This is a genomic window from Streptosporangium sp. NPDC000239 (assembly GCF_040300765.1).
GTDB lineage: Bacteria > Actinomycetota > Actinomycetes > Streptosporangiales > Streptosporangiaceae > Streptosporangium.
Genome location: NZ_JBEPEI010000016.1, coordinates 1 through 25,023, shown reverse-complemented (window position 1 = coordinate 25,023; position 25,023 = coordinate 1). Strand labels below are relative to the sequence as shown.

The following is a 25,023-nucleotide window of genomic DNA, read 5'->3' as shown; positions in this document are numbered from 1 at the left end:
GGACGACCTCGTGCCGCCGTGTCGATCGGCCGCCTCGCGGGTTCGGCGGTCGGCGAGGCCGTTGTTTCAGCGGGCGCGGCGGGAGTGGGAGCGGTAGACGAACGTGTCGTCCTGGTCCGTGGTGAGGTCGCTGACGATGTGGTGATCGGGCGAGAGGGAGCAGGCCGGGTCGGTACGGCCCGCGTCGCCGGTCAGGGCGAACGCCTGGCAGCGGCAGCCTCCGAAATCCCGGTGCCTGAGGGGGCAGCCGGAGCACGGTTCGGACATCCAGGAGGTGCCGCGGTAGGCGTTGAACGCCTCCGACTCCCACCAGATCCACTCCAGGCTGTGCTCGCGCACGTTGGGCGGCCGTAGGGGGAGGGAGTAGGCGGCTGGACACGGCAGCGCGCGCCCATCCGGTGCGACGGTCAGGGAGAGCGTCCCCCAGCCGCCCATGCAGGGTTTGGCGGTGCCGTCGAAGTAGTCGGGAACCACCCAGATCAGCTCAAGGTCACTGCGGCGGCGCCATCGCTCCACCTTCTCCCTCGCCGTGGCGAGCTGGGCTCGCGTGGGCATCAGGGCGCGCCGGTTGACCAGGCCCCAGCCGTAGAACTGGACGTTGGCCAGCTCGACGCGCTGCGCCCCCCAGGCGATGCCCAGCTCCACGATCTGGTCGATGGCGTCCAGATTGTGCCGGTGCAGCACGACGTTGAGGCCCAGCGGCAGACCGGCCTCCACGATCAGCGCCGCCGCCCGACGCTTTTCCGCGAAGGACGGGCGGCCGGCGACGCGGTCGGAGGCCGCCGCGTCGGCGGCCTGCGTGGACAGCTGGACACCGCGCACCCCGGCCCGCACGAGTTCGGCCAGCCGCTCCCGGGTGAGGCCGACACCGCTGGTGACGAGCTGGGTGTAGACACCCGCCGAGGCCGCCGCCGTGGCGATCTCGGCCAGGTCGCCACGGAGCAGTGGTTCCCCTCCGGACAGGTGGGCGTGGACCACGCCCAGCGCGGCGGCCTCGTCGAAGACCCGGACCCAGGTGGCGGTGTCCAGCTCCGCCGACCTCGTCACCAGGGAGGTGGGGTTGGAGCAGTACGGGCAGCGCAGCGGGCAGCCGTGGGTCACCTCGGCCAGCATGGCCCATGGCCCGTTCACCGGATCCATCCCTGGGCGCGTACGTCCCGGAGGAACTCCGTGACGTCGGCGAAGACCTCGCGGGGGAATCGCGCGGCGATCTCCTCGACGGTGTTGCGCCCGTCGCACAGTCCTACGATGGCGGCCGCCTCGGCGTTGAGCACCACGATCCGTTCGGGCACGATCAGCAGGTCCGCCTGCCGTACCGGGCAGTGTCGTAGCAGCGCACCCGGGCTCAGCGACGGACGCCAGGTCATCGGTAGGCCCGCTCGACCGCGTTCAGAAGCGTCCACAGCACCTCGCACTTGTATTCCAGCGCTCTGATCGCCGCCTGCCGTTCGGTGGGGCCGCGGGCCCAGGACAACACCAGCGGCAGCGCCTGTTCGCCGTCCTCGCGCCCCTGGTCGACGCGGACCTGGAAGTACCGCAACCCGTCGGAGCCGATCCACGGGTAGTGCTTCTCGAACGCGGCGATCCGGGTCCTCATCAGGTCCGGGGCGAGGAGCTCTGTGAGGGAGGCCGCCACGGCCTCCAGTGCGCTGCCGTGCCGGCAGAGGTTCACGTATCCGTCCACGGCCAGCCGGACCCCCGGCAGGACCGCCCGGCCGGACCACATCTCCTCCCGGCCGCACCCGGCCGCCTCGCCCAGGCGGAGCCAGCGCTCAAGGCCGCCCTCCCCGTCGGAGGCGCCGTCCTGGTCGACGATGCGGCGGATCCACAGGCGGCGCAGGTCGGGGTGGTCCAGCTTGGCCAGGATGAGCGCGTCCTTGATCGGCAGGTGCCGTTGGTAGTGGAAACGGTTGAGTATCCACCCGCGTAACTCCCGCCGGGACAGCAGCCCCGTGTGCATGCGCTGGTTGAAGGGGTGCAGGTCGTGGTAGCGGCTCCTGACCACGGCCCGCAACTCGGCCTCGAAGTCCCGCACAGCTCGATCACCGTTCCCTCGGCGGTCACCTCGACGCCCGGCCGGTCTGCGGGCGACGGCTTATCGGTCGGCCAGGAAGTAGGCCGACACCTCCATGGACGCCTCGATGACGCGGTAGGAGGGTCTGTGCCAGGTGGCTTGCCCGTCGTGGTCGTGTGCCGGTTCCCGGCGAACCTCCGCGGGCTCGTTCCGCTCGTTCATGATCTCCTCCTTGTCGTGTTCCGGCCGACGTCCGTGAGGTCACGGCCCGGCGCCGGTCAGGGCTGGTACGGCACCGCCAGGATCGCGCCGGGGTCGGCCAGGTGAGTGGTGGGCGCTCCGCGCGGGTCCCTGGTCACTCCGGCGGAGTCGACGGCGATGTAGAGGGTTCCGCCATCGGGGCTGATGGCCGTGTCGCGGTAGCGATTGATGGTCCGATACCGTTTGTCCTTGGTCGTGCCCTTGTCCGAGACCCGGTGGACGATGCCTTCCTTGAGCATGGTGACCACCAGGTCGTCGCCCGCGACCTCCGCGCTTGAGGGCGCCAGGGTGGGCCAGCACATGTAGGCGAGTTTCTCCTCGGTGCACGGCGGTGTGAGGCCGAAGTCGTGGCCGTTCCTGACGGTTGTGCCGTACGTCGTCAGCGGGCTCTGGGCGGCCTGGGTGAAGGCGCTCTCCTTGGTCTGCGGCACCTGCGGAGGAATCTTGTTGGGGTCGTAGGGCAGCTTGGCGCAGTCGGGCGCCTTGGCCCAGTCACCGTAGACGTAAGCCTGGTCGTCCTTGTATCCGGCGATGTAGGGCCAGCCGTAGTTCTTTCCCGCCTTGATCTCGTTGAGTTCGTCGTCGGTGCTCGGCCCCTGGTCGGCCACGAACAGCCGTCCGCCCTTGAAGACCATCCCGTCGGGATTACGGAAGCCGTAGGCGTAGACGTGACTGCGCACCCCGTCGATCACGGGGTTGTCGCCGGGGATCGAGCCGTCGGGCGTCATCCGCAGCACTTTGCCCTGGTAGGCCGTCCAGTTCCGGCCGGCGACCTGATCACTGGTGGGCAGGGTCTGCGCGTGGTTGGGCAGGCAGTGACGCGTGTCGTAGTTGTTGCCCTGGTCGCCGATCGTGTAGTAGAGCATGCCGTCCGGCCCGTACCGCAGGCGGGCGGACTGGTGATCGACGCTGGAAGGAAGCCCGGTGAGGATGTCACGGGCGCCGGTCAGTCTGCCGTCGGCCCAGGTGTAGCGGGTGAGCTTGGTGTTGTTCCCGTCCTTGCCCCTGTAGGTGTAGGACAGGTACACGTAGTCGGTGCCCTTTCCCCCGCCGAAGTCGGGATGTAGGGCCAGTCCGAGCAGTCCGTCCTTGCTCGTCGGGGTGTGGACCGCCTGGCCGGACAGGTCCAGTACGGTGCTCACCGCGCCGGTGTTCGGTTTGACCCGTTTGACCTTCAGCCCGCTCTTCTCCGTGAGCCACAGGTAACCGTCGGGGCCCATGACCAGCTCGTACGGATCCTTCAGGCCCGTGGCGACGATCTTCGCCTCGGGCGTGGGGGCGGTCCCGGAGCCGGGTGCCGCCGGGCCGGTCAGCACGGACGCCGCGGTCGCCGCCACGGCGAAAACCTGCAGCTTTCTTTCCATGCGGGCCATGGTGCCCACGGTAGGCATAAACCAACGCATAAGTGGATATTGCGGACAATTTTTGAGCCGTGTTTACCGCACGCATGGGGGCGCCGGTGAGGGGATTTCCCCGAAGCATCACCCGGGCGCGTCGCCGGAGAAACGCCGAAGCGCCACGCGGAGGTGGCGCTTCGGGGGGAAGGAGGGTCAGTCGGAGGTGACGACGGACCGCCAGGACGGGGGCATGTTCTTGGACACCTCTATGCCGGAGAAGATCGAGGGCTCCTGGGGGCCGTGTTTCTTGGCCCAGGCGGCCATCTGGGTGAGGCCTTCCGACAGGGGGACGGAGCCGGCGCCGACGCCGAGGATCTCGCGGGCCCTGTCGTGCGAGGAGAAGGCGTGCACGACCTCGTGCCTGGCCTCGACGTGCCGCACGCGCGCCTCGACGCCCATCGCCGCGGCGACCGCCTCGGCCAGCTCGTTGACGGTGTACGGCGTGTCGCCCCCGATGTTGAAGGTCTGCCCGTAGGCCCGGGGGTTCTCGATCGAGCGGGCGATGGGCGGCGCCACGTCGTCGATGTGGCTGAAGGCCCTGGTCTGCTCGCCGTCGCCGAAGATGACGCACTCCTCGCCGCGCAGGATCTGGTTCATGAAGATGCCGATGACGTTGCGGTAGCGGTCGCCGATGTTCTGCCGCTCGCCGTACACGTTGTGCGGGCGGAAGATGATGTACGGCAGGCCGAACATCTCGTGGCTGACCTTCAGTTCCTGCTCGACGGCGTACTTGGCGATGCCGTACGGGTCGACCGGGGAGGGGATCAGGTCCTCGGTCATCGGCGGTTCGGCGTGGCCGTACACGGCGATGGAGGAGGTGAAGACGAAGCAGCGGACGTTGCCGGAGTTGACGGCCGCGTTGATGAGGTTGACGCTGCCGACCACGTTGTTGGTGTAGTTGTAGCGCTTGATGAAGTGGCTGAGTCCCTCGGCGGCGTAGGCCGCCAGGTGGAACACGTGGTCGAACCTCCACTCGGCGAACAGGGCGTCGACCACGCCCGGGTCGCAGATGTCGCCCTGGTGGAAGTGGGCACCGGCCGGGACGTTCCCGGCGGTCCCGCCGGACAGGTCGTCGAGCACCACGACCCGGTGACCGGCGCGGAGCAGGTCGGCCGCTACGTGGGAGCCGATGAACCCGGCACCCCCGGTGACGAGCGAGGTGTAGGTCATGGGACTACTTCCTTTCACCGATGAGGATGTGAGACGCGGGCTTGTCCAGGGTGCGCAGCCAGCGCAGGATGACCAGGGCGTGGACGAGTTCGCCGAAGGCCAGCACGGTCACCGCGCCGAGCGCGCCCGCCCACGGCACGATCGAGAAGGCCAGCGCCCCGACCGCGGCCAGCGAGACGGCCGCCCCCGCCGAGGTCGCGGCCAGGGCCCCGGCGCTGGCGTTCTCCATCACGTAGTTGGCGCTGCCGACCGCGAAGATGACCGGCACGCACGCCGCGTAGACGATGACGACCCCGGCCCCGCCGTACGGCCGCAGCACCGCCAGCGCCAGCGCCAGTACGGCCGGCACGTACACCACCCCGGCCAGCACCAGCAGCCGCAGCCAGCGCGACAGCCGGTCGTAGGTCGCGGTCAGGTCGCGCTGGTTCAGGGAGCGTGAGACGTCGGGCTGCAGGACGCGCAGCAGGTAGGAGAAGGCGTTCAGCAACAGGGCCGAGGCGACGGAGGCCATGTAGAGGCCGGTGCTCTCGGCCCGCGCGCCGGTCACCGAGAGCGCCACGAACAGCAGGCTCATCGACAGGCCGCCGACCAGGTCGGGGATCGCCATCAGCAGTGACGTCCGCATCGCGGCCCGCACGAGCGTACGGCGCCGCAGCCCGTCGAACCGGGGCCGCAGCATGACCAGCAGCACCACGTTGACCGTGGCCATCGTGGCCACGGTCAACGTCAGGAACGTCACCGGGGAGACCTTGAGGACGACCACCACGACCGTCCAGCAGGCCAGCGCCACGCAGAGCGTCAGATGGGCGGCCACGTCCCGTTTCGGCTTGCCGAGGGCCCTGGACAGGCCGACCATCACCTGGGTGAGGCCGACGCAGATCGCGTACAGCCCGGCCAGCCCGGCGGTCGCCCAGTGGCCGGAGTGGCCGAGGGCGACCGTGGTCGCCAGCACGGTGAGCGCCACGGTCAGCAGCAGCGCGCAGAGTGTGACGAAGACGCCGACCAGCAGTGAGGCGACGGTCGGCCGCAGCCTCGGGATGAGCTTCAGCGCGCACTTCTCGATGCCGATCGAGGCCAGCGGGGCCAGGAACATCATGCTGCCCATGGCCTGGGCGTAGTCCGCGTACCCGTTCGCCCCCCAGGCGGCCAGCAACGCCAGGTTGGACAGCAGCACGGTGCCCCGGAACGCCGCCCGTCCGCCGAGCAGCATCACCAGGGCCCGTGTCTTCGGAGTTCCCGGCAGCCTCATGTGAGGGGGGCGGCGTAGTCGGAGGTGACGAACCTTCCCTTTCCCCCGACGGTGATCCGCACGGTCTCCGCGGGCACGACCTCAAGCGGGAACTCCCCTCCGGCCAGGGCGAACAGCTTCTGCCGTACGGTCGTGTACACCTCCTCGCCCGCCTCGTCCGCCGGGACCACGTGCACCCGCACCAGGCCTGTCGCGTCCTGGTGCACGAAGCACTCGCTGACCCCGGGATGGGTGGCGGCCAGGTGCAGGAACGCGTCCGGGTAGAGCTTCTCCCCCGAGGGGAGCGTGACGTAGTCGTTGCTCCGCCCCGTGGTCAGCCGCAGGGTGCGGAAACGACGCCCGCAGGGGCAGCGCTCCGGGGAGATGAACCCGATGTCGCCCAGCCTGTAGCGGACCAGCGGCATGGCCCGTTCGAGGAAGGCCGTCACGACGACGTTGCCCGGCTCCCCGTCGGGCAGCACGGCGCCGTCGTCGTCCACGATCTCGCAGTACACCCGGTCCTCACCCAGGTGGGCGCGGCCGTGACGGCAGTCGTAGGTGACGTTGAGCACCTCGAACGCCGAGTACTCGTCGAAGACCGGGGCGCCGAACCGCTCCTGGAACAGCTTCCGGTGTTCGGGCAGCAGCAGTTCGGACTCGGTCATGACGATCCGCAGCGTACGGCGCAGCTGTGCCATCTCCTCCGGGGTGAGTGCCCGCAGCAGCGCCCGCAGGTGGACCGGGTAGCCGATCAGCACCTTGGGCCGGTTGGCCAGCAGTTCCGCCTTGATCTCCCGCATCGGCCGGTTGGAGAGGATCACGTGCCTGCGGAACAGGTTGAACCTCTCGAACATGCGGGCCGGCGGCGCGAACGGGCGGATGTGGCTGAGCCGGTCGGTCGGCAGGTAGCGGCCGGTCGCCAGGAACCGGCGCACGCAGGCGGCCATGTGGTAGTCGTGGCTGTCCTGGTCGTGCACGATCCTGACCCGGCGCCCGGTGCTCCCGCTGGTCTGGAAGGACAGGCAGTCGTCCAGGTCGACGCCGTCGGCGAGCATGCGTTCGAGCGGCTCGTCGCGGAGCACCTGCTTGTCCAGCACCGGAAGGCGCGCCAGGTCGGCCAGGCTCCGCAGCGGCCCTCCGGCGTAGCGGGGGTCGTCGCGGTAGTAGGGCACCCGGGTACGGGCCACGTCGAGCATCCGGTTGAGCCCGTTGAGCTGACGGCGGCGCAGCCCGGCCGCGCCGCCGTACTGCCGGGCGATGGTGAGCGGTATGTATGCCGCCTCCCGGACCAGCATCGTTACGCGCTCTCCGACCGCGTCCCGCGCGGCCTGACCCGGTTGGCCAGCGCGTCCCACCAGCGCTGGGGGCTGAAGAACACCAGCAGCGCCAGGATGACGTGCACGATGATGAAGGCGTAGGCCTCGTTCCTGGTCGGCGGGTGGCCGATGAACACGGTCATGTGCGAGGCCCAGTCCCACACGGCGGGGATGGTGGCGTAGGCCGGGTCGGTGTGGTCGTTGACCGTGAGGAAGGCGAAGTCCTCAAGGCCGGACAGCATCAGCAGCAGCATGCCGTAGGCGAGCCTGCGGGTGAGGGCCGCGGTGCCGCCGCCGAGCCGGTTGGCCAGCGTGATCGTCAGGATGATCAGCGGGGTCAGCGTGAGCACGTGGTAGTACAGCGCGTAGAAGGACTCCCTGGTCCCGGTCTCCACACCGCCGTAGAAGAAGATCTTCGGCACGAAGTAGAGGAAGAACACCAGGAACGCCACCGGCAGCGTGATCAGCGGGAGCTTGAGCCGCTTGGCCCACTCCACGTCGAGCCTGGCCAGGGCCTCGGTGGCGAAGACGAACGGCAGCAGCTTCACCAGGAACAGCCCGAGTGACTTCACCTCCCGGTCGTGCGGCAGGCCGAACCAGACGAAGGCGGCGGCGGCGACGGCCAGCGCGACGAATATCAGGAAGCCGAGGGGCTTGCGGGGGAGCATCGTTGACCTCTCGTGTCAGGCTCGATCTCGAATCGGAGGGTGCGCAGAGCCCGGTCGACGGCCTCGTCGAGCGCCTCGCGCGTGTCGGCCACCATCACCAGGTAGCCAAGTTTGTGTCCCGCCTGCGTGTAGGCGTTCACGTGGTCGCCGGGTGCCTTGAACACCTGCACCTCGACGACCTCGGGCATCCGCCGCAGGGCGTCGAGTCCCTCGACGGCGGTGAGCGTCCCGTCGGTCTCGGCCGCCAGGATCCGCAGCGTCGCCGTACGGTGCTCGGTGACGTCGATCGTCAGCGGCTCGCCGAGGGCCAGCCGGATGGCGGCCTCGACGGTGTTCAGCCCGAAGGCGTGCCTGACCATCAGCGGCATGCCGTTGCCGCCGAGTCTGGCGCCCATCTCGATGAGGTGGATGTCGCCGGTCGGGGTGAGCACGAAGTCGAGGTTGACCGGCCCCTGCCGGTGCCCGACCTCGGCGCAGATCGCGACGACCGCCTCGCGCAGCCGCGTGTGGACGTCCTCGTCGAGGTCGGCCGGGACGGTGTGCGCCACGCTGATCATCGCGGGCGGCCCGGTGATGACCCGGTCGGTCACCGCCATGAACGCCAGCTCGCCCCCGGCGAGGAAGCACTCGACGGCGCCGTGCCTGCCCTCGATCAGCTCCTCCAGGATCACCTGCCGGGAGAAGGAGTACTTGCGGGCGTGCTCGATCGCCCCCGGCAGGTCGGCGGGGTCGTCGAGGACGGTGATCCCCTTGCTGCCGGAGGAGTCGGCGGGCTTGACGATCAGCGGGTAGCCCAGTTCGGCCGCCGCCGCCATGAGGCTGTCCACGTCGTCGTGCTGGACGTGCCGGTAGGTGGGCAGCCCGACCCGGGCGACCACCTCACGGAAGAAGCCCTTGTCGACCGAGCAGCGCAGCGCGTCCGGCGCGACCTGGTGCGCGGTCCGGTAGATGCGGCTCAGCTCGGCGACCGACTCCTGGGCGGCGTCGCTGGCGGGGGAGATGACGGCCGCGACCTCGATCGGACCCAGGGCGCGGGCGATGCCCTCGGGGTCCCTGCTGGTCATGCAGAGGAAGTGGTCGGCCTCGGCGGCGCCGAGCGCGTCGGGGCGCTGGTCGACGCCGATCACCCGGTAGCCGAGCCTGCGGCCCTCCCGGTACGCGGGGATCTGGTCCTCGCCCCCGCCGAGCACGATGAGGTTTCTCAACTGGCGTCCTCCCAGACCTCTGGTTCCCTGAAGTGACCGCTGACGTCGGGTGTCTCGTAGCCGTAGAGGGCTTCCTGCGCGCGGATCGGGATGTTGGCCTCCCGGATCTGGTAGCGGGGCACGCCGATGGCCTGCACCCGCATCACCCGCACGAGGTAACGCGCGATCACCATCAGCAGGGCGAGGGTGACCAGTACGGCCGTCAGCCCGGCCAGTTCGACCGCGACGGCCCCGAGCCCCCCGGAGAGTGCCAGCGCGAGCACCGCCGTACCGATGGCCATCACCGCCGCGGACAGGCCGATCAGCCAGGTCAGCGGCCGGAACGAGAACCCGAAGAACAGTTCGACGGCGTGCGAGAACAGCTTGCGCAGATTCCACTTGCCCTGGCCGTCGAGGCGGGGCTGGTGCGCGGTGGGCAACGTGGTGTAGCGGGCGCCGAGCAACGGCGCGGTGGCGATGAAGTACGGCGTGGACAGCCTGCTGTCCACCACCTTGTGCGCCACGCTCGTGCGGACGATCCGGAACACCGACGCCCCCTGGGGCAACTCGATGCCCAGCCACTTCCTGGCGATCGTCTGGTGAGCCCAGGTGCCGAGCCGCCGGTGCCACGGGTCCTGCCGGTTCTCGCGTACGGCGAAGACCACGTCGTACCCTTCGAGCGCCTTGTCCACCAGACGGTGCATCTCGTGCGGCGGCGACTGCAGGTCGGCGTCGAACTGGACCGTCCACGGTTTCGAGGCGTACTTGAACCCCGCGGAGAAGGCCGCCTCAAGACCGAAGTTCCTGGCGAAGGAGATGTACTTCACCTGGGGGTCCTCGGCGGCGAACCCCTTGATCGCCTCAAGCGTGCCGTCGGTGCTGCCGTCGTCGACGAACAGCAGCTCGACGTCGTCGTACCTCGACAGTTCGGCCCGGATCTCCCGGTAGGCACGATCGACGCAGGCGATCTCGTTGTAGCAGGGGACCATCGCGGTGATGCCGGGGGGCGGGACACGGCCCGCCCCCCGCTTCACCCGTGTGTCCATCGAACGCACGGAGTCGGCCATCGGTCAGTCGAACATCGCGTGCATGGTCTCGTGGGTGGCTTCCTTCTTGCTGTCGGACTCACTGCCCCAGCAGGTGTTGAGGATGATGCGGGTCTTGTCCGCGTTCAGCGGGATGGTGCGGTGCAACGTGGTGTCGGACCGCAGGAAGTACAGGTCACCGGTGACGTGTCCCCAAGTCCTGATCGGGTGGGCCTGGAGGTACTCCTCGACGCGCGGGTCCTGCTTGTTCCAGTCGGTGTGCGGGACGCACTGGAGCTGGCCGCCGTACTTGGCCTCCGGGGCCTCGATGATCCAGATCACGGTGAAGCTGAAGTCACCCCAGTGCCAGCCGTGTGTGTCACCCTGCTTGTGCTGGCGGATGGCGATGTACTTCTCCTCCTCCCACGGGCACTGCAGAACCGGCTGGGCCGCGATCCTGGACAGGAAACCCATCAGCGCCTGCGACTCGTAGACGGCGGGGATGAGCTCGCTGTCCTTGGCGATGGCCTGCTGGCTGATCGTGCTCATGTAACGGGGGGAGTTACCCGTCTCGGCGAGCTGGATGTCGATCCGCTTCTCGTGCAGGTCGAGCAGCCGGTGGACCTCCGTGCTGACCTCCTGGAACAGGTCCTTGGAGACCAGCTCGGGCAGCTTCACGTAGCCCTCACGGCGGAAGTGCTGCGAGAGTTTACGCACGGCGTGCTCGTCGGTGTAGGTGGTCTCCAGGTGCTCGGCGAGACGCTGGTCAATCGTTTCCTTCAGCGACATCTGACATCCGACCTTTCTGTGGTAACGGTCCGCCCTCCGCTGAGGCAGGACCCCCGGAAGGCGCACGTTCTCCGGTGGGAGTGAGCACCTTCACAAGCTTGATCTTTCCGTTGGCTTCTGGAGTGATCCGATGTGTGCGCCGTACGGTGACGTCCAGGCCGGGCGCTCTGCGCCGGACCTCCCGCTCGATGTCGGCTGTCACGTCGTCGGGCGCGTCCCCGGACAGGATCACCAGCACCTCGACCGCCCCCGGTCGCGGCTGGAGTATCTGCAGCCGGACGACCTGGGAGAAGTCCTGGATGACGGTGGAGATGAAGTCGCCGTAGTAACGCCTGCCGTCGGCGGCGACGATGCGGTCCTGACTGCGGCCGACGACCTCCCGCACGATCGGGGTGGTCGCGACCCCGCAGGGGCAGTCGTTGGGGGAGATCCGCACCCGGTCACCGAGCCGGTAGCGGATCAGCGGCATCGCCTCGCTGCGCAGCCTGGTCACCAGGATCTCCCCGACGCCGTCCTCGACGGAGACGGTCCCGTCGTCGTGCTCGACCTCGACGACCAGGTCGGAGGTGCGCAGGTGCATGCTGCCCGCCGGGCAGGTACGGGCGATCGTGAAGACCTCGACCGAGGCGTACACCTCCCGGTGGGAGGCGCCGAAGTAGTCGAGAACGTGGGCGCGGGCGGTCGGGGTGAGCCGCTCCCCGCCGAACAGCACGGTCCTGACGCCCTCGTGGGTGACACCGCGCCGCTTCAGCTCGTCCACGATGCTGGCGATGACGTTGGGGAAGCCGATCAGGAACGTCGGCCTGGCCGCGAGGAACGCCTCGACCTGTTCGTCCAGCGGCCGGTCGGTGCGAATGTGGTGGTTGCGCAGGATGCCGAACCGCTCCAGCGGGTGCCGCAGGAACGACATGACCCGGAAGTAGGCGATGCGGTCGGTCGGGCGCAGCCCGTTGGCCAGCATGTCCTGCAGGTAGGTCGCCCGCAGGTACCCCAGGTCGCGTTCCGAGTTGCGGACCGTGATCGGGATGCCGGAGGAACCGCTGGTCGTGGCGGCCCGGGTGTTCTCCGTGGTGAAACCGGCCGCGAGCATGTCCCGCGCGGGGGCGTCGTGCAGGGTGATCCGGTCGAGCGTCGGCAGGCCGGCCAGGTCGTGGGCGGTGCGCACCCCCTCGACCTGGGCGGCGGTGAGCGTCCTGCGGTAGTGCGGGACGTCGGCGTGGGCGTGCCGTACCAGCTCGCGCAGCAGCCGGGACTGGATCCGCAGCTGCTCGGCGTGGGGCAGGCGCTCCTGCCTGCGGATCATGGCCAGGTTGTAGGCGACGGGCGCGAGACTGATCGTCGAGCGCAGCCTGCTCATCGCGACCCCCCGTCCAGGGTCGGCGTGCCGTGCTCGGCGCAGCGGCCGACGGTGAGGTGGGTGGTGCCGGGCAGGGTGATGTTCGCCAGCGTCGGCCTGCGCCGCCGCGTCATCGTGAACAGCGGCCCCGACCCACCGGTCCGCGCGTGGACCCGCCGCCAGTTCAGGTGCGTACGGCCACAGCCCCGGTGCCGTGCGCCCAGGTAGCCGAGCCGTTCGTCGTGCACGACCTCGGTGACCTCTGCGGCCGCACCGTCCTCGACGACCTCGCCGGGGGAGCGGCGCAGGAAGACCCGGGCCCCGGCCGTCCCGCCGTCCAGTTCGGTGAGTTGCGCGGCGTCGGCGAGCAGCCCGGGATCACGGGCCTCCCGCAGCGCCCGCAACTGCCCCTGCCGGAGCTCCGGGTCGGCGACCTCGGCGGACGCGCTGAGCACGACGTGGTAGTGCCCCCCGCCGGGACCGATCCGCTCCCAGTCCAGCAGGGACGTCCGTACCTCGAACAGCGGCAGGTCACGCCGGTGGGCGCCGGTCAGTTCGAGCGCCTCGAACAGCTCCGCGGGCTCCCCGACCCACAGCGGCTCCTCCCGCCGCCGCACGTACGGCGCGTCCAGCGGATACAGCCGGTCGAGCACCGTGTCGAGCCGCGTCACCGGCGTCGCCTCGGGCTCGTCGAGCCGCGCGCCCGCCACGGCCCACATCTCCCGGTAGTACGGCACGGCCGCGAACGCCCGCGCCACCGTCTCCCGGTACCCCCGCTCCCAGGCCCTTTCCGAGAACCCCCGAGTCCACATGTCAGCAGAAGGTGTTCTGGTCGTGCAGGAGCAGCCACCGGCCCTCGACCAGCGTGAAGTACAGCGTCAGGTAGTACTCCTTCTGGTACGGCTTGCCCTCGGGGTCCAGGTCGTCGTAGACCACGGAGAGCAGCGCGAACGCCGACTCACCCGCCGTCGAGATGCGGACGGTCTCGGTCCGCAGCGACCAGTCGGGGTCGCCGAACCACGAGGTGTGGAACTCGGCGACGGCGTCCTTACCCCGCAGGAACGTCCCGTTCGGCAGGATCACCGTCGCGTCCGGGTGCACGGTCTCCAGGTATCCGTCCAGGTCACGGGAGCGGATCGCCGTCAGGTGCGCGTCAAGCGCCTGGGGGAACTCCATGGTTCTTCCTCTCTGAAACGCTCTGGGTCACCAGGCGGCGATCACCAGGGACTGGGGGACGAGCTCGCTGCCGAACCGCTGTTTCAGCTCGGCCATGCCCTTGCCGAACTCGCAGCCCTCACGGCCGTGCGAGATCATGTAGTCGATCTCCCGCAGGTACAGGTCGAAGTAGAGATCGCGCCGTCCGCCGTCCCGCACGTCGAGCGAGCCGTTCACCGTGGTGACCAGCCGCCTGCCGTCGTCGAAGGTCAGGTCGAAGGACAGCAGCCGGTCCCCGTCGAGGTGCCCGAAGTAACGCACCCCCTCCTCGCCGCCGAGCGCCTCGAAGTAGCGCACGGGCAGGGGCGGGGCGTACGGGCTGTGCTTGCGCACGGTGGCGCAGGCCAGCGCGCTGGCCCGTGCGGCGTCGATGCCGCAGGTCCCTCGCAGCACCCGGGTCCGTTCGGACGCCTCGGTGTGGATCCGCAGCAGCCTGCGCCGCCGGTCACGCGGCAGGTCGGCGAAGTAGTCGTCGAGGCTCGCCCAGCGGTTGCGCAGCAACGTGTTGGGCGCCGTGGTGATCCTGGGCCGGAACCGGCGGCCGAACACGGGCATCGTCTCGGCGGTGACCTGCCGGTACAGCACGCCCAGGCAGCGCCTGCCCAGCCTGCGGCGCACCGCCTTCTCGAACGCGGCCGTCGCCTCGGCCCGCTCCGCGACGGACAGGTCGGCGGCGAAGGCGAACCCGCCGGTGAACCCGACCGGCAGGTGGCAGTCGAACCACCCGACCGGCGGCATGGAGCCGGGCTCGGCGTACCCGCGTCGCCGTGACGGCCCACCGGCCGAGCCGGTGAACAGGCAGACCACCTGGCCGCCCTGCCGTACGACGCCCAGGTAGACCGGGCTGGTCGAGCACCAGGCGATCGCGGTGAGCGCCCGTGCCTGCCAGGCCGCGATCAGACCCTCCTGCTTGCGGAAGATCTCCCAGTCGGCGGGCACCGGCTCGGTCGTGGGGTCGATGATCTCAGCGCGCACCGGGATCACCTGGCCTGAGCCTGCCCAGCACCCGCTCACGCAGCGGGCGCTCGGCACGGTCACGGTAGGCGTGGACGGCGGCGACGACCGCGTCCCGGCCGAACGTCCTGTCGAGCCGCCGCAGCGGCGGACCGGACTCGGTGCCGAACAACGTCAGGTAGAGGTCCCGGTAGGAGGCGCGGTCCCAGCGTTCCGGCAGCGCGTCCCCGGCCAGGAGCGGGCCGGGTTCGGCGTCGGAGACCTCGTCGATCCAGCACCGCCCGTACCCGGCCAGCCAGGCCAGGGCGTGCCCGACCCGCTCGGCGACCTCCGGGGTCCCCCCGGTCAGGGCGACGACCCGCTCGGCGTCGTAGCTGTGCGAGTGCAGCAGCCCGAGTACGGCCCGCATCCGGGGCAGCGGGGCGGTGTCGCCGTCTCCGTCGATGAGCTCGTGGAGCGCCACGGCCTTCGGGTCGCCCTCGCGCACCTCGGCCAGGAACCGGTCGTAGGCGTCGTAGGCGCCCAGGAAGGAGGCCCGGTCGAGACCGAGCCGCATGTCGGACAGGCAGTTCGGCCTGCCGTACAGGAACAGGACGAGCCGGGGCGGCATCACCCGCAGCAGGTCGCCGACCGTCATGCCGCCGCCCCGGGAACCGGAGACCTTGCCCCGGTCGCCGAGCTGGCGGACGAGGCCGTACGGCACGATCACCGGCTGGTGCGCGCGCAGGTAACCGCGGTAGATCGGCTGGGTGCGGTCCATCGTGCTGCCCGCGCTGCAGTGGTCCTGACCTGCGGGTTCGCAGTCGATGCGCTCGTGGGTCACCCGCAGCGTCCAGTCCAGCGCCCAGGAGGGCTTGACCAGTTCGACGCGCCTGGTGGTGGCGAGCGCGCCGCAGGACTCGCAGGCGTACCGCACCCGGTCGTGGCCGAGCCGCAGGTTACGGGTGCTGCCCCGGCCGCACTGCTCGCAGTAGACCGTGAACAGGTGCTCGGGGGCCTGGTCCAGCAGCTTGGCGAGCTTCCTGGCACCGCGCAGGTAGCGGCGCTGCAGGGGCACGTAGGTGCCGGACAGGTAACGTTCGTACTGGTAGTGGGTCTGCCAGGGAGAACCGGCCGGGGTACGGCCGTCGGCGTCGGCCTCGGCGGGACAGATGCCCATCCGCTTCAGCTCGTCGATGTAGCGACGGCAGATCCGCCTGCTGCGCTCGGTCACCGCGCCCAGCGGACGCGTCCCGTACCCGGCCAGGTCGGCCTGGGCCGCGGCCTGGGTCGGCCGCACCGGGTCGTAGTCGTCGAAGCTGAGCAGGATCGACGACCTGCGCCCGAGCCGTTCCAGCGCGCGGTGCACCAGGTAGGCGCAGGCGGTGTCGCGGAAGTTGCCGACGTGGAACCAGCCCGTCGGCGACATGCTGGTCTGGATCACCACCCGCCGCTCGGGGCCGTGCCGGTCGATCAGGCGTCGCGCGTAGTGGTAGGCCCAGTGCGGCTGGGTGTGATCCTGCTGGAACAGGTCGGCGTAGCCGGTCCTCGTGGTGCTCATGCCTTCGTCCTAGGAGACCGCTCCGGCCAGGTTCTCGACGCTCCACAGCCGCGGATGCTCCTGGAACCAGGCGATGGTCTGCCGCAGCCCCTGCTCGACCGGCGTCCTCGGCGCCCAGCCGAGACGGGTCGTGGCGAGCGTGATGTCGGGACGGCGGATCTCGGGGTCGTCCTGCGGCCGGGGCACGAACGTGACCTGCGAGGCGGTGCCGGTGAGCTCCCTGATCCACTCGGCGAGGTCGAGCATGGAGATCTCGTGCGGGTTGCCGATGTTGACCGGGCCGGGCATGTCCGAGTTGAGCACCCGGAAGACTCCCTCGACCAGATCGTCCACGTAGCAGATCGACCTGGTCTGGCTGCCGTCCCCGGCGACCGTGATCGGCTCGCCGAGCAGCGCCTGCCTGACGAACGTCGGGATCGCGCGGCCGTCGAAGGGCCGCATCCTCGGACCGAACGTGTTGAAGATCCGCAGGATCGCGGTGTCCACACCGTGCGCCCTGTGGAAGGCCATGGTCATGGCCTCGGCGAAGCGCTTGGCCTCGTCGTAGACACCACGCGGGCCGACCGGGTTCACGTTGCCCCAGTAGGTCTCCGGCTGCGGGTGGACCTGCGGGTCGCCGTACGCCTCGGAGGTCGAGGCGAGGACGAACCGCGCGCCCTTCTCCCTGGCCAGTTCGAGGGCGTTGTACGTGCCGTTCGAGCCGACCCGCAGCGTGTCGATGGGGAGCCGGAGATAGTCGATGGGCGAGGCGGGGGAGGCGAAGTGGAGGACGGCGTCCACCCTTCCCACGACGGCCAGATGCTCGGAGACGTCCGCGCGTACCAGGCGGAAGTGTCCGTCGGTCATGAGGTGTTCGACGTTGGCGACGGCCCCGGTGAGGAAGTTGTCAATGCAGATGACCTGGTACCCCTCGGCCAGAAATCGCTCGCAAAGATGCGAGCCGAGAAATCCGGCACCTCCGGTAATGGCCACGACGGGCCTTATCATGAGATCTTCTGACTTTCCTCTGTGGCCCCGAAGACGGTTATGGGAAACACCTTGACATTCCTTATTCGCATGTTTTCTGGGTGCGGAAAACTAATTCTGCGCAACCGAAGACGCCGCTGGGTGATGAACGCTTCGTTGAGGGACGGTTAAGAGCGCTCTTGACGTTCCGGAGAGTATTCCGACGGCGGCGTCACCGTCAACACCTTCGTCGCCGAAAGCTGTAAACAAGGTGATATATGCATATATGTCGGACATCTCGGGTGCTGTGGACGGGCTTTCGCCCGCTGAACGGGGCGTTGAAAAATGACCTCTGACCTGCGGTTATGCGGTCCGTTGAGCACGCCTTGAGCATTAACGATCACTGTACGTGTGTTTAACGGCGCCCCTGTCAATCATTTGGGTCCGTTGTCATCCGACCCTGACTGTGCATGTGGCGACAACTTTTATCCTCGGACGCCGATTGGCATGTGGAGGACGCTCCGCCCCTCCCCTGACCTCCCCAAACGTCGGTAATCTGCTGCAACGCCCTCGGGTGATGACCTGTCCGCTTTCCGGACAGGAACGTTCCATGAGGAGGTGACCCCACTTCTCCCGGACACGCGGAGCGGAGCGTGCGGAAGTCAGGCCGAGGAGCCCTTTTCCCCGGCGCCGCCTCCCCCTTCCCCGCGCCCCAGGAAAATCACCCGGCCGGCCATTTCATTTAGCCTTCACGTTTTCTTCGGGGAAGAGCGCTCTCCCGCCCCCGGCGTGTCCGCCAGAATGAGGAGATGTCCCGAGAACACCTGCGAACCACCTTCGACACCGTGGCCGCCGACTATCAGAGGGCGCGTCCCGACTATCCGGCCGATCTGTACACCGACCTGCTCACGATGACGGGGATCGAACCGCCCGCGAACCTGCTCGAAGTCGGCTGCGGCCCGGGAAAGGCCACCATCCCCCTGGCGAGGCTGGGCTTCCGGATCACGGCGGTCGAGCTCGGCGCGGCCCTCGCCGGGGAGGCGCGGCGCGAACTACGCGACTTCCCCGCCGTCTCGGTGGTCACCGCCCCGTTCGAGACCTGGCGGCCAGGGGACGACTCCCCCTTCGACCTTCTCTACGCGGCCACCGCGTGGAAGTGGATCGACCCCCGGCTGAAGTACGACAGGGCCGCCGCCCTGCTGCCCTCCGGCGGCCACCTGGCCGTGTGGGACGCCCAGCACGCCTTCCCCGAGGACTTCGACCCCTTCTTCACCGAGATCCAGCGGGTCTACGACGAGATGGGGGAGGGCGACGGCGCGGCCTGGCCACCACCGACGCCCGAGGAACAGCCCGACCCGACCGCGGCCGAGTTCGAGGGCTCCGGACAGTTCGCGGTCGTCGGGACGCGACGCCACGTGTGGGCGCGGAAGTACACCGCCGAGGAGTACATCGCGCTGCTGGACACCTTCTCCGGCCACATCGCCATGCAGGCGTCCAAGCGCGAACACCTCTACGGGGAGGTGCGCCGCCTGCTGGCCGTACGCCCGGACGGCCGGCTGACCCGCCACTGGCTGGCCGTTCTCACCGTCGGCCGCCGCCTGTGACGGTGATGAGCGACCCACCGTCTACGGCCTCGGACCGCGTACGCGGTCGTCGCGAACCCTTCAGGGCGATGAGCAACTCGAGAGTAAAGACCCAGCTCAGGAGAGTGCGCAAAGGGAAGTCGGAAAAAGGGGCAGAGGTACGACCGCCGATCACTGATCTTTAGTTCGTGGGGTTACGACGACTTGAGAGCCAGGCCGGTCTAGGCCAGGCAGCCGTCGATCAGATGCGGCCGGTACTGGATCTCCTTCAGCCCCCGCTTGATCACGCGCACCAGGTGATCCAGGCTTGCCGCGGCGAGGTCGGCCGGCCCGCCGCGGTTCAGCAGCGACCAGATGCCCTCCACCGGATTGAGGTCGGGAGCATAGGACGGCAGCTGGAAGACCCGCAGCCAGTCATCGTTGTCGGCGATGAAGCGCCGCGTCTCCGGGCAGATGTGCCGGTTCAGATCGCCCCAGCCGTGCGCGGCCGGACCCCGTAGCAGCGCGACCTCCAGCCGGGCGAACTGCGCCTGGCTCAGCCGCGGCAGCTACGCCGGGCCTTTGAAGGCCAGGACCGCGTCGCCACCACAGGTCCAGGCCCGGCACCACCGGTTGGCCGACATCCGACTGACCCGTAGTTCTTTGGCCACCTGCTCATCGATGTATCCGCGGGCGAACAACTCGGCCGCGCGCAGCCGTACCTGCTCACGCTTGGCTCGTTGGACGGCGGTCAGTCCACCGCCTTGCGCATACCGCGTGACCTGGACATACCGCAGAACCCGACGCGCTCACACGATTTTCGATCATCACGAATTAAAGATCAGGAAGGTAATTTTTTCGGATCGGCGATCAGTCAATGCGGTTGCGGTTCACTGCTCGGGCGGCAACAAGGTTGCCGTGCCGCTCAATGAGTACGATATCTATCGTCTACATGGCTCGGTTCATGGCTTTTTTGGGTACGACGGGTGGCTTTTTTCGTCAGTGGTCGCTCTGCAAAGCTCTCGCATTATTTATGCGGTGTCGATACTTAGGCCGGACTGCTGTCGTTAATTCTTCGGGATAAGCTGATCGCGAGGCACCTGATTTGCGATGGCCTTCTTCCACCGCTCATGCACCGCCACCCGACTGTTTGTCTCGCCGACACTGTTCGCCTCGCCTGAAAGCGGAACGTCCCCATATTTGGGGGTTGAAACGTTCAGGCCGGCGCTGTTGACTCGAGTTGCAAAAAGATACTCTTGACCAACGCTGAGGAGGGTGTCCTCTTCGAACACTTTCAGAGTGTTGGTCAACGAGTTATATCCGCCACGCTGAGCTACAGTGACCGTACCGGTGAAGGTGCCCTTCAGGCTTTCGGAGACATCTACGCTCCAAAGCGTGACTGGAATGTCTGTAGTGCCATACGTAGTCTGTCCGGTCTTGGCGGTTACGCGTCCGATAAAAACGTTGTCAGCCCATCCCGCGAGCTTTCTTTCATCGGAGTAATCGAAGGCGCGCTGGCTGTGAACGTGGCTTACCGAGAAGTCGGGGCGAGCGATCACCCCGATCGCCCCAACGGTCAGCGCCCCCGCAACGCAGCCAGCGAGCACCTGATATAAGGCAGGGCGTGCTATTTTCACCTTCAGCACCATTGGGCTCTGTATCCGTTTCTGTCGTCGGTTTGTGGTGACGTAATTGTTGTATTGTCGTAGTACATTAGGGCTGATCCATTCGACACGTGGCCGAGCCCAAGGGCATGCCCTAGCTCGTGGGCGGCGACGTTACGCCTTCTTGCGGTGCTGAATCCGGACATGTAGTACGAGTTTAAATAAATTTCATCCGTTCCGATCGAGTCATTATCGTAGATGCCGTACGTGTCGTCATCTTCTGAATAGTCGAGCCATTCTATATCGCTATACGTTGCACTGGTGTCGGCGGCTATTGTAATGCACCCGAGTGCATTCCAGACGCTATGGGCATTTTTGCGCGCGTCATCCCACCGGGTGCTGTCGACCCATCGAATCTCGCCCTCGTCTACTGCGTACTCGCCTGTAAGGACATATGCGTGTGCCGCAGACTGATAACCGAGGCCGAGGCCTAGGGCGAGAATGAACGATGCGCCAACTCGCAACGCTCCGGCCCTGAATGATTTTTTTACCATGGTTAAGATGTTAGGTACGAGGTCGCGTGGAAGCAAGAGTTGTTTTGAAGTAGTCATAATCGTTCTTGATGTCTTGGTGCCGACCAGGCAATGGTTACCCTTGGTGTTCCGTTACGGGATGTCTGAAACTATTAGAGGGTGCTTAAATTGTCGAGTGGGAATCCGGGTGAGATGAAACAGGGCGAAGGTCGTAGCCAGATAGGCGATGTTTACGAAAGTAGCCGGAAGATACATGCACTCATCGAGACGGGCAGGTGCAGCGATTCAGGTGCGCAAGTGTCTGCTTCACCATTCAATCGCGGGGCCATGCCCAACGAGGCACGATCCGGGGGAGTCCCCGCCGATACCTAGGTGTGTCGCGTACCGCCATCACATCGGGTGGCCACCTGCAAGGTGATCCCGGTGACCTGATTGGCCCAATGCAGGAATGGATAAAAGTGACCCTGGTTATTCGGCCGACCGTATCCTTGCTTGACTTGTATGGAGCCGTACCGGGCAGGCACGGGTCAGATCCGGTAACCGCAAATAAAGGTCACCGTAACAGCTTATTGTTTTCGCCCTGGTACTCCAGCCGTACATCGTGAGGCTGAGTGAGAGCGTGCGTGTGTGAACCTGTGGGGCTAGGGCCACAACTACGACAGACGGCCACCGCTGTGATCATTCAGGTGTGATGGAACTGAAGATCATGCGGTGGCCGTGTCGGCCAGACTAGAACACCTCAGCGCTACCCGTCTGCAGGCCGGACTGGACAACGCCTTCGCTCACGTGGCAGGGCGTTTCGGGAGGCGGGAGGTACGGCTGCGCGCCCGTTCCTGCCTGCAAGGACTACTGTCCGGCCTGCAACGCACGACCGGCTGGTCGTTGGCCGAGCACGCCGGGGAAGCCACCCCGGACGGCATACAACGGCTGTTTTCGACCGCCAAGTGGGACGTCGACGCAGTCCGCGACGACATCCGCACCTACGTGATCGACCACCTGGGCGACGCCGACGGAGTGCTGGTCGGCGACGACACCGGCTTTGAGAAGAAGGGCACCTGCTCGGGAGGGAGACCTCCCCCTGAGAGGAGCGACCGCCTACATCTCCGCCACGGGTCGCATACGGCTGGAGCGAGGCGACTGGGTTGGGAGAATCGGCTGAACGGGCGACCGCAAAAATCCAGCACACGCGAGCACTGTGTGAGCAGCCCGAACACACAAGACCTCGGCGTCGTGTTGCGAACCCTTCAGGGCGATGAGGGACCCATGCTCCAGAACCACAAGACGCCCGCGAAGACCTTGTTGCGAACCCTTCAGGGTGATGAGGGACCCGAGGGTAAAGTCCCAGGTCAGGTATGTCCGCATGGGGGGACTGTTTCTGCGGCAGTCCGGCGGTAGTGCAGCGGCGCAGGTCAGAGCGTTGATCATTATTGGGTACGGCCTCGGGCTGTGGGGCTCTGTCCATGATGGCGGGTTCGTGGGTTAGGAGTCGAACGTTCCGAGCTTCACATCGTCTATGAAGGCGTTCCACCTGGAGGCGCTGAAGGTCAGTGTGGGGCCGGGGGCTTTGCTGTCGCGGATGGCGATCAGGTCGGGGATCAGGGAGTGGGTTTCATGTCGACGACGATCACGGTGACGTTGTCGGGGCCGCCGTGGTCGAGGGCCACTGGGCAGGGGTGAAGGTCAGGGCCGGAGGGGTTCGACGCCTCCGGGCCGTTCTTGGAGGGGTGGCTTACCCTGCCAGGTGTGATCAGGGTTGTGGTGTTCGACATCGGTGAGACGCTTGTTCGGGATGATCGTTATTGGGCGTCCTGGGCTGATTGGCTGGGGGTTTCCCGGCACACTCTGTCGGCTCTGGTCGGTGCGGTGACGGCGATGGGGCTGGACAACGCGGAGGCGATCCGGCTGTTGCGTCCCGGGGTGGATTTGCATGCCGAGCGGCGGGCCCGGGAGGAGGCCGGACGCGGGGAGTTCCTTGACGAGAGCGATCTGTATCCCGATGTGCGGCCGGGGTTTCGGGCGTTGCGGGAGGCAGGGGTGCGGGTGTGTGTGGCCGGTAACCAGACGGTCAGGGCCGGAAATCTCGTGCGTGGCCTTGGCCTGCCCGCCGATGAGATCGCCGTCTCGGAGGAGTGGGGGGTGGCGAAGCCGGACCCGGAGTTCTTCCGACGTGTCGTCGAGCTGGGCCGGGCGGCACCGGAGGAGACGGTTTACGTGGGGGACCATCCGGCCAACGACATCGTTCCGGCCAGGGCGGCGGGTTTGCGGACGTGCCTGATCAGGCGAGGCCCATGGGGGCACCTGTGGGCGAAGGATCGGCCGGCTGATTGGCATATCGACGGCATCTCGGAGCTGGTGCCTTTCCTCTGTGGAAGTTCCGAATGAACGCGGTTCACAGTGGGCTGCCATTCGTGTGATGAGGGCATGGTGAAGGCGTGAAACTGGATCCCGTAGAGGCTCGTTCCCGGTTTGAGACGGCGCGGGTGGCCCGTTTGGCCACGGTGAGTGATGATGGTCGACCTCATCTGGTGCCGGTCACGTTCGCGGTCGTTGACGATGTGATCGCGATTGCCGTTGATCACAAGCCGAAGTCCACGGTACGGCTGCGGCGGCTGGCGAACATCGCGGCGAATCCGCAGGTCTCGCTGTTGGTGGATGAGTACGACGATGACTGGGATCGGTTGTGGTGGGTGCGGGCGGACGGACGTGCCCAGGTCCGGGAAGAGGGGCCGGAGCGGGCCCGGGCGTTGGAGCGGCTCATCGCCCGTTACGGACAGTATCGGGAGGTGCCGCCGACCGGCGCGGTGATCCTGGTCCACATCACCGGCTGGACGGGCTGGTCGTTCGGCTAGGGTTTCGCGGTTGTCGCCCCTTGCGCGTGATGGTCAGTCGGGGATGTCGAAGGTGTATGACCAGGTGAATCTGCTTGCCGAGTGGATGCCTCGGGCGTATTCGATGACGTGGCCTTCGGCGGTGCGGGTGGTGCGGCGCACTTCGACGACGGGTTCGCCTGCGGGGAGGTCGAGGAGCAGGGTTTCCTCGGTGGTGGGCATTCGGGCGGAGATGTCCTCGGTGATCTGGTGTGGGGGAAGGCCCTGGTCGGTCAGGACTTGGAATCCGCCGGACTGTCCGGCGATGCCGGGTGTGGGGTCGGTCAGGGGTGTGCCTTCGATGTCGGCGGGGCGGTAGTAGGAGGTCATGGTGTGCGTGGGGGCGCCGTCGCGGGTCATGACGCGGGCTCGTTCGTAGACCGGTGAACCGGGTTCGATGCCGAGGGCGGTGGCTGTGTCTTCGTCGGCTTCGACCAGAGAGACGTTCTGCGTCTGGTGTCCCTGCTGCTGGGCGGAGACGCTTTCCGGCTTTCTGGTGACGAATACTTCGACGGTGGTTCTTTGCCAGCGGTGGCGTGCGTAGCGGTCTGGTCCCAGGCGTCGAATGGGGTCCGATTCACGGACGTAGGAACCCGATCCGTGACGGGTGACGACCAGGCCTTCTGCCTGGAGCATGACCAGGGCCTTGGCTGCCGTACTGCGGGCAACGTCGTACCGGTCGGAGAGGTAGCGGACGGAGGGCAGTTTTGCGCCCTCGGACAAGCGCCCTTCCATAATGTCGGCCCGGATATCCGCAACTATGCGACGCGCGGGCGAATTCGGGTCTATTTGCACGCGAACCACCATATCTAAGTGTCGTAGGCCATTCTGCTTGACGGGCCTCCTGACCTGCTCTAGCGTCCAGTGTCACACGACACTTTTAGGGCAGCTCTCGCCCAGCTTTATCTAGGCGGCTCCTTAGATCAGGAAGTGGAGTCCCAAGCCGTGACCAAGCCTAGTGTTTCGACCTTTGAGTCGATCACTTTCCGCAACGGATGCGACTGCTTCGGTGACGCCGTCCCCTTGCCCATGGGATGTGCCCGCTGTGGCCATTCCCCCTACGCCCATGGCTGTTCGCAGCAGGACGGGCACGAGTACGCGCAGCCGTCCGGGCTGTTGATGAACGCCCGTCTCCAGGCCCGCCGCGAGTACGGTCCACAGCTTCTTCCCGCGCCCCGGCCTCCGGTGGAAGTGGCGCCCGCTGAGGTGATCCCGTTGGTGCCCGCCCAGCGGCGTCCCGAGCATGACCCCGATCCTGAGGCGCCCGCGATGGCCCCGGCCGCGAAGGCCGTACCGGATGGTCCTGTGGATGAGACCGAGCCGGATTGTGGGCTGGTGCCTGGTCGGCGTCGTCCTGCTCCTGAGCCGGGAGTGGCCGCGACCGCCGTACGGGAAGGCCCTGCGGATTCCGGGCC

25 protein-coding genes and 2 pseudogenes are annotated in these 25,023 nt (G+C 67.5%); 4 read left to right on the top strand and 23 right to left on the bottom strand.

Features of this window, described 5'->3' with window-relative positions:
- Positions 1-66: 66 nt before the first annotated feature.
- From pqqE to ABT340_RS30755, 18 genes are all read right to left on the bottom strand, one after another.
- Positions 67-1,131, bottom strand: coding sequence for a pyrroloquinoline quinone biosynthesis protein PqqE (gene pqqE, locus ABT340_RS30840; RefSeq protein ID WP_352014371.1), 1,065 nt, complete (start codon positions 1,129-1,131; stop codon positions 67-69).
- Entirely contained in the window at positions 1,128-1,367 is a 240-nt protein-coding gene (pqqD, locus tag ABT340_RS30835; RefSeq protein WP_352014370.1) for a pyrroloquinoline quinone biosynthesis peptide chaperone PqqD, read from the bottom strand. Before pqqD ends, pqqE begins: the two co-directional genes overlap by 4 nt.
- Positions 1,364-2,035, bottom strand: coding sequence for a pyrroloquinoline-quinone synthase PqqC (pqqC, locus tag ABT340_RS30830; protein ID WP_352014369.1), 672 nt, complete (start codon positions 2,033-2,035; stop codon positions 1,364-1,366). The genes pqqD and pqqC overlap by 4 nt, the downstream gene beginning before the upstream one ends.
- 60 nt (positions 2,036-2,095) lie before the next feature.
- Positions 2,096-2,236: a pyrroloquinoline quinone precursor peptide PqqA gene (pqqA, locus tag ABT340_RS30825; protein ID WP_352014368.1), complete on the bottom strand. Its 141-nt coding sequence runs from the start codon at positions 2,234-2,236 to the stop codon at positions 2,096-2,098.
- A gap of 56 nt (positions 2,237-2,292) precedes the next feature.
- Entirely contained in the window at positions 2,293-3,639 is a 1,347-nt protein-coding gene (locus tag ABT340_RS30820; protein ID WP_352014367.1) for a glucose/sorbosone family PQQ-dependent dehydrogenase, read from the bottom strand.
- Positions 3,640-3,825: 186 nt separating this feature from the next.
- Complete coding sequence (locus ABT340_RS30815) at positions 3,826-4,842, bottom strand: NAD-dependent epimerase/dehydratase family protein (protein WP_352014366.1); 1,017 nt, start codon at positions 4,840-4,842, stop codon at positions 3,826-3,828.
- 4 nt (positions 4,843-4,846) lie between these two features.
- The gene (locus ABT340_RS30810) at positions 4,847-6,091 is read right to left on the bottom strand and encodes a hypothetical protein (protein WP_352014365.1); all 1,245 of its coding nucleotides are present in this window, start codon (positions 6,089-6,091) and stop codon (positions 4,847-4,849) included.
- Positions 6,088-7,365: a phenylacetate--CoA ligase family protein gene (locus ABT340_RS30805; RefSeq protein WP_352014364.1), complete on the bottom strand. Its 1,278-nt coding sequence runs from the start codon at positions 7,363-7,365 to the stop codon at positions 6,088-6,090. Before ABT340_RS30805 ends, ABT340_RS30810 begins: the two co-directional genes overlap by 4 nt.
- A gap of 2 nt (positions 7,366-7,367) precedes the next feature.
- Positions 7,368-8,054 (bottom strand): hypothetical protein, encoded by a 687-nt coding sequence (locus ABT340_RS30800; RefSeq protein ID WP_352014363.1) that lies wholly within the window; start codon positions 8,052-8,054, stop codon positions 7,368-7,370.
- Positions 8,024-9,259, bottom strand: coding sequence for an ATP-grasp domain-containing protein (locus ABT340_RS30795; RefSeq protein ID WP_352014362.1), 1,236 nt, complete (start codon positions 9,257-9,259; stop codon positions 8,024-8,026). Before ABT340_RS30795 ends, ABT340_RS30800 begins: the two co-directional genes overlap by 31 nt.
- The gene (locus tag ABT340_RS30790) at positions 9,256-10,284 is read right to left on the bottom strand and encodes a glycosyltransferase family 2 protein (RefSeq protein ID WP_352014361.1); all 1,029 of its coding nucleotides are present in this window, start codon (positions 10,282-10,284) and stop codon (positions 9,256-9,258) included. The genes ABT340_RS30795 and ABT340_RS30790 overlap by 4 nt, the downstream gene beginning before the upstream one ends.
- 24 nt (positions 10,285-10,308) lie before the next feature.
- Positions 10,309-11,052, bottom strand: a complete 744-nt coding sequence (locus ABT340_RS30785; protein ID WP_352014360.1) for a HalD/BesD family halogenase — start codon at positions 11,050-11,052, stop codon at positions 10,309-10,311.
- Complete coding sequence (locus tag ABT340_RS30780) at positions 11,030-12,409, bottom strand: phenylacetate--CoA ligase family protein (RefSeq protein WP_352014359.1); 1,380 nt, start codon at positions 12,407-12,409, stop codon at positions 11,030-11,032. The genes ABT340_RS30785 and ABT340_RS30780 overlap by 23 nt, the downstream gene beginning before the upstream one ends.
- Entirely contained in the window at positions 12,406-13,200 is a 795-nt protein-coding gene (locus tag ABT340_RS30775) for a hypothetical protein (protein WP_352014358.1), read from the bottom strand. The genes ABT340_RS30780 and ABT340_RS30775 overlap by 4 nt, the downstream gene beginning before the upstream one ends.
- 1 nt (position 13,201) lies before the next feature.
- Positions 13,202-13,564, bottom strand: a complete 363-nt coding sequence (locus ABT340_RS30770; protein WP_352014357.1) for a YybH family protein — start codon at positions 13,562-13,564, stop codon at positions 13,202-13,204.
- A gap of 27 nt (positions 13,565-13,591) precedes the next feature.
- Positions 13,592-14,578, bottom strand: a complete 987-nt coding sequence (locus tag ABT340_RS30765) for a hypothetical protein (protein ID WP_352014356.1) — start codon at positions 14,576-14,578, stop codon at positions 13,592-13,594.
- Entirely contained in the window at positions 14,568-16,097 is a 1,530-nt protein-coding gene (locus ABT340_RS30760; protein WP_352014355.1) for a nucleotidyl transferase family protein, read from the bottom strand. The genes ABT340_RS30765 and ABT340_RS30760 overlap by 11 nt, the downstream gene beginning before the upstream one ends.
- Before the next feature lie 9 nt (positions 16,098-16,106).
- The gene (locus ABT340_RS30755) at positions 16,107-17,084 is read right to left on the bottom strand and encodes a UDP-glucuronic acid decarboxylase family protein (RefSeq protein ID WP_352014354.1); all 978 of its coding nucleotides are present in this window, start codon (positions 17,082-17,084) and stop codon (positions 16,107-16,109) included.
- 767 nt (positions 17,085-17,851) lie between these two features.
- Between ABT340_RS30755 and ABT340_RS30750 the strand changes: the two genes are divergently transcribed.
- The gene (locus ABT340_RS30750) at positions 17,852-18,646 is read left to right on the top strand and encodes a class I SAM-dependent methyltransferase (protein ID WP_352014353.1); all 795 of its coding nucleotides are present in this window, start codon (positions 17,852-17,854) and stop codon (positions 18,644-18,646) included.
- Positions 18,647-18,846: 200 nt separating this feature from the next.
- Here the strand turns inward: ABT340_RS30750 and ABT340_RS42520 are convergent.
- From ABT340_RS42520 to ABT340_RS30730, 3 genes and pseudogenes are all read right to left on the bottom strand, one after another.
- A pseudogene (locus ABT340_RS42520) lies at positions 18,847-19,401 on the bottom strand (helix-turn-helix domain-containing protein).
- Between the two features lie 270 nt (positions 19,402-19,671).
- Complete coding sequence (locus tag ABT340_RS30735; RefSeq protein ID WP_352014352.1) at positions 19,672-20,253, bottom strand: hypothetical protein; 582 nt, start codon at positions 20,251-20,253, stop codon at positions 19,672-19,674.
- Positions 20,244-20,762, bottom strand: a complete 519-nt coding sequence (locus ABT340_RS30730) for a matrixin family metalloprotease (protein ID WP_352014351.1) — start codon at positions 20,760-20,762, stop codon at positions 20,244-20,246. The genes ABT340_RS30735 and ABT340_RS30730 overlap by 10 nt, the downstream gene beginning before the upstream one ends.
- 696 nt (positions 20,763-21,458) lie before the next feature.
- Between ABT340_RS30730 and ABT340_RS42515 the strand changes: the two are divergent.
- Positions 21,459-21,809, top strand: a pseudogene (locus tag ABT340_RS42515) (transposase); the annotation flags it as partial.
- Positions 21,810-22,220: 411 nt separating this feature from the next.
- Here the strand turns inward: ABT340_RS42515 and ABT340_RS30720 are convergent.
- The gene (locus ABT340_RS30720; protein WP_502992552.1) at positions 22,221-22,325 is read right to left on the bottom strand and encodes a DUF397 domain-containing protein; all 105 of its coding nucleotides are present in this window, start codon (positions 22,323-22,325) and stop codon (positions 22,221-22,223) included.
- Positions 22,326-22,484: 159 nt separating this feature from the next.
- On the opposite strand from ABT340_RS30720, the gene ABT340_RS30715 reads away from it, so the two are divergent.
- Together ABT340_RS30715 and ABT340_RS30710 are read left to right on the top strand one after the other, a co-directional pair.
- Positions 22,485-23,123 carry an HAD family hydrolase gene (locus ABT340_RS30715; protein WP_352014349.1) on the top strand — a complete coding sequence of 213 codons (639 nt, stop codon included), beginning with the start codon at positions 22,485-22,487 and terminating at the stop codon, positions 23,121-23,123.
- Between the two features lie 50 nt (positions 23,124-23,173).
- Positions 23,174-23,590, top strand: coding sequence for a TIGR03668 family PPOX class F420-dependent oxidoreductase (locus ABT340_RS30710; RefSeq protein WP_502992544.1), 417 nt, complete (start codon positions 23,174-23,176; stop codon positions 23,588-23,590).
- A 33-nt stretch (positions 23,591-23,623) separates the two neighbouring features.
- On the opposite strand, the gene ABT340_RS30705 is transcribed toward ABT340_RS30710, so the two are convergent.
- Positions 23,624-24,403 (bottom strand): GntR family transcriptional regulator, encoded by a 780-nt coding sequence (locus tag ABT340_RS30705; RefSeq protein ID WP_352014348.1) that lies wholly within the window; start codon positions 24,401-24,403, stop codon positions 23,624-23,626.
- Positions 24,404-25,023 lie beyond the last annotated feature (620 nt).